At 31.4% G+C, this 3031-nt stretch carries 4 protein-coding genes; all 4 read left to right on the top strand.

Annotated elements, in window-relative coordinates; translation table 11 throughout:
* A partial coding sequence (locus ACRC28_RS16260) for a carbon-phosphorus lyase complex subunit PhnI (protein ID WP_438544494.1) occupies window positions 1-917 on the top strand: 917 nt, incomplete at its 5' end.
* Window positions 910-1752, top strand: a complete 843-nt coding sequence (locus tag ACRC28_RS16255; RefSeq protein ID WP_438544493.1) for an alpha-D-ribose 1-methylphosphonate 5-phosphate C-P-lyase PhnJ — start codon at window positions 910-912, stop codon at window positions 1750-1752. The genes ACRC28_RS16260 and ACRC28_RS16255, both read left to right, overlap by 8 nt.
* A gap of 1 nt (window position 1753) precedes the next feature.
* Complete coding sequence (locus tag ACRC28_RS16250) at window positions 1754-2599, top strand: ATP-binding cassette domain-containing protein (protein ID WP_438544492.1); 846 nt, start codon at window positions 1754-1756, stop codon at window positions 2597-2599.
* A gap of 137 nt (window positions 2600-2736) precedes the next feature.
* Window positions 2737-3031, top strand: a 295-nt coding sequence (locus tag ACRC28_RS16245; protein WP_438544491.1) for a hypothetical protein, incomplete at its 3' end; no start/stop codon positions are given.

Raw genomic sequence — 3031 nt, 5'->3', positions numbered from 1 at the left:
GTCTTTACTCAAGAAGGCTTTCAAGTATTGCTATAAAACAATCTGAGGGGAATATTGAAGAGGCAGTATTTTTATTAAGGGCATATAGGTCAACTCTTGAAAGAAAATATTATACAAATATCTCTGATACAAAGGATGGTTTTGTGAAAAGAAGAATATCTGCAAGCTTTAAAGATATTGAAGGAGGACAAATTTTAGGAGCTTCTTATGATTATACTCATAGGCTTTTAGATTTTTCTCTTGTTGATGAAAAAACTGAAGAGATAAAAAGATTTTTAGAAGACTTTGATTTAAGCTTAGAGGCGAGAGATGGAAGTCTTAGAAATATTCCAAAGGTTGTAGATAGTTTAAGAGATGAAGGAATTTTAGAGAAGATAGAGTTTAATGATAATGAGCCTAGTGATATTACAAAGGAGGCTTTAGAGTTTCCAAGCAATAGAAGTGAGAGACTTCAAAGCCTTACACGGGGTAGTACAGGTGCTGTTAATGCTCTTGCATATTCAGCTTTTAGAAGTTGTGGAATTGAGCATCCAACAGTTGGAGAGCTTAGAGTTATAGATATGCCTTTAGTAGTTTTAGATGATTATTATATTGGAGAGGTTGAGGTTACAGAGGTGGAAACTTTAATTCCAATTGAAGTAAATAATGATGGAAAAAAAGAAAGAGGCTTCTCAATTGGATATGGAGTATGCTTTGGGCAAAATGAAACAAAGGCTATTTCAATGAGTATTTTAGATAGATGTTTAGAAGAAAAAAATAAAGATTTTCCAACAGGAGATGAGGAATTTGTTCTTTATAGTATAGATGTAATTGAATCATCAGGCTTTATGTCTCATCTTAAATTACCTCATTATGTTACCTTTAATGCAGAGCTTCATAGTGTACGAAATACAAGGGAGGGAAAGAAAGATGAGTAATTATAATTTTGCCTTCTTTGATGAAGGTTCTAAAAGAGAAATAAGAAGGGCAAGCCTTAAGGCAGTAGCTATTCCAGGATATCAAGTTCCCTTTGCATCAAGAGAAATGCCAATAGGAAGAGGATGGGGAACAGGAGGACTTCAGCTTACATTATCTTTAATAGGAAGAAGAGATACATTAAAGGTTATTGACCAAGGTTCTGATGAATCTGTAAATGCTGTTAATATAAAAAAGCTTATTCAAAAAACTACAGGAGTAAGAGTAACAGATAAAACAGAAGAGGCAAGCTTAATACAATCAAGACATAGAATACCTGAAGTTCCTTTAAACGAAAATCAAATTTTAGTTCTTCAAGTGCCAACACCAGAACCACTTAGAATGATTGAAAAAAGTGAATTTAAAACAAAAAGACTTCATGGAGATATGGAATACAGTGGAGCTTACTTAATGCTTTTTGAGCAAATAATAAAATATAGAAAAATGACAACAGGAGCTGACCATCCTATCTTAGTAAATGATAGATATGTTACTGCACCAAGTCCTATTCCAAAGTTTGATAATGAAAAAATGAATATGAATGAGGCTTTGATTTTACTAGGGGCAGGAAGAGAAAAAAAGATATATGCAATTCCTCCATACACAAAGATTAAATCTTTAGATTTTGAAGATTATAAATTCTTAAAAGAAAGCTTTAAAGGAAAGAAATGTAGGCTTTGTGGCTCAGAAGATACTTTCTTAGATGAAGTTATCCATAGTGTTACAGGAGAAAAATATTATCAATGTAATGATACTTCATATTGTCTAGATAAAAGAAATAAGGTGGAGGATATTTAAGATGGAGATGTTTGAAAAAGAAGTTTTAAGCATAAAGAATTTAAGGAAAGTTTTTGGAAAAGGTTGCAGTAAATGTAAGGATTTAAAAAATGTAAAGCTTGAAAAAAACTATTGCAAGGAATGTGGGACTGTATATGCCTGTCGTGATATTTCACTTAACCTTTATGAAGGTGAAATCTTAGGGATAGTTGGAGAAAGTGGAAGTGGAAAATCAACCTTAATGCAATCCCTTTATTTTGATAGAGAGATATCTAGTGGCGTGGGATATATGAGAGATTATAAAAATGGAGAAGTAAATATATTTAATGAATCAACACAAATGAAAAGATGGATAAGAAATAATGTGTTTGGAAAGGTATATCAAAATCCTATGCTTGGTTTAAAAATGGATTTTTCATGTATTGGAAATATAGGAGAAAAGCTTATAGGAGCTGGAGAAAGAAATGTTTCTAAAATGGAAGCGCGCGCAAAGGAGCTTTTAGAATGTGTAAATATTCCTATATTTAGAATGGAAGAAGAACCTAAAAACTTCTCAGGAGGAATGCAACAAAGAGTTCAAATTGCAAAGGCATTATCAAATAATCCACCAGTTCTTTTATTAGATGAAGTTACAACAGGTTTAGACCTTTCAGTACAAGCAAATGTATTAGATTTAATAAAGAAACTACAAAGAGATTTTAAGATAAGTATGATAGTTGTATCCCATGATTTAGGAGTAATAAGAATGCTTGCAGATAGAACAATGGTAATGCTAAATGGTGAAGTTATAGAAGAAGGACTTACAGACCAAATATTAGAAGACCCAAAACATGAATATACTCAAAGACTTGTATATTCATTATTATAATATATATGAAAGATTCCATAGTTAAATCTATGGAGTTTTTTATTTGCATACAAATAAAAAAATTTGTATGAGAAAAGAGAATGTTATAGAAAGGGATATAGTGTATGATATAATAAAGTAAATGGTAATAAAAGGAAGTGAGTAAAGTGAATATTAAAAAGATTCTAGTAGTAAGTGTGCTAGCTATTATTGTAAGTCTCGGGATTTCTTTTATCGGTAAATTTAATATGAATGATGTGTTTTTCATTGAGGGGATTGTTCTTGTTGTTGTAGGACTTCTATCATCAATGGGAGGAAACTCAAATGGTGCTGGAATACAAGGACTTGGAAGTAATAATTCTCAATACATCACCAATGCAAGCATAGAAATAAAACGCATGGAAGAAAAGAATGGAAAAAACAAAAGTAGCGTAAATTTTGATAACATAAATA

The organism is Clostridium sp. (assembly GCF_051650885.1).
GTDB lineage: Bacteria > Bacillota > Clostridia > Clostridiales > Clostridiaceae > Clostridium.
This window is presented reverse-complemented; position numbering and strand designations above follow the sequence as displayed.

Excerpts from the sequence above, each read along its gene's own strand:
- ACRC28_RS16255 (WP_438544493.1), top strand. The coding sequence starts at position 910 with ATGAGTAATTATAATTTTGCCTTCTTTGATGAAGGTTCTAAAAGAGAA.
- ACRC28_RS16250 (WP_438544492.1), top strand. The coding sequence starts at position 1,754 with ATGGAGATGTTTGAAAAAGAAGTTTTAAGCATAAAGAATTTAAGGAAA.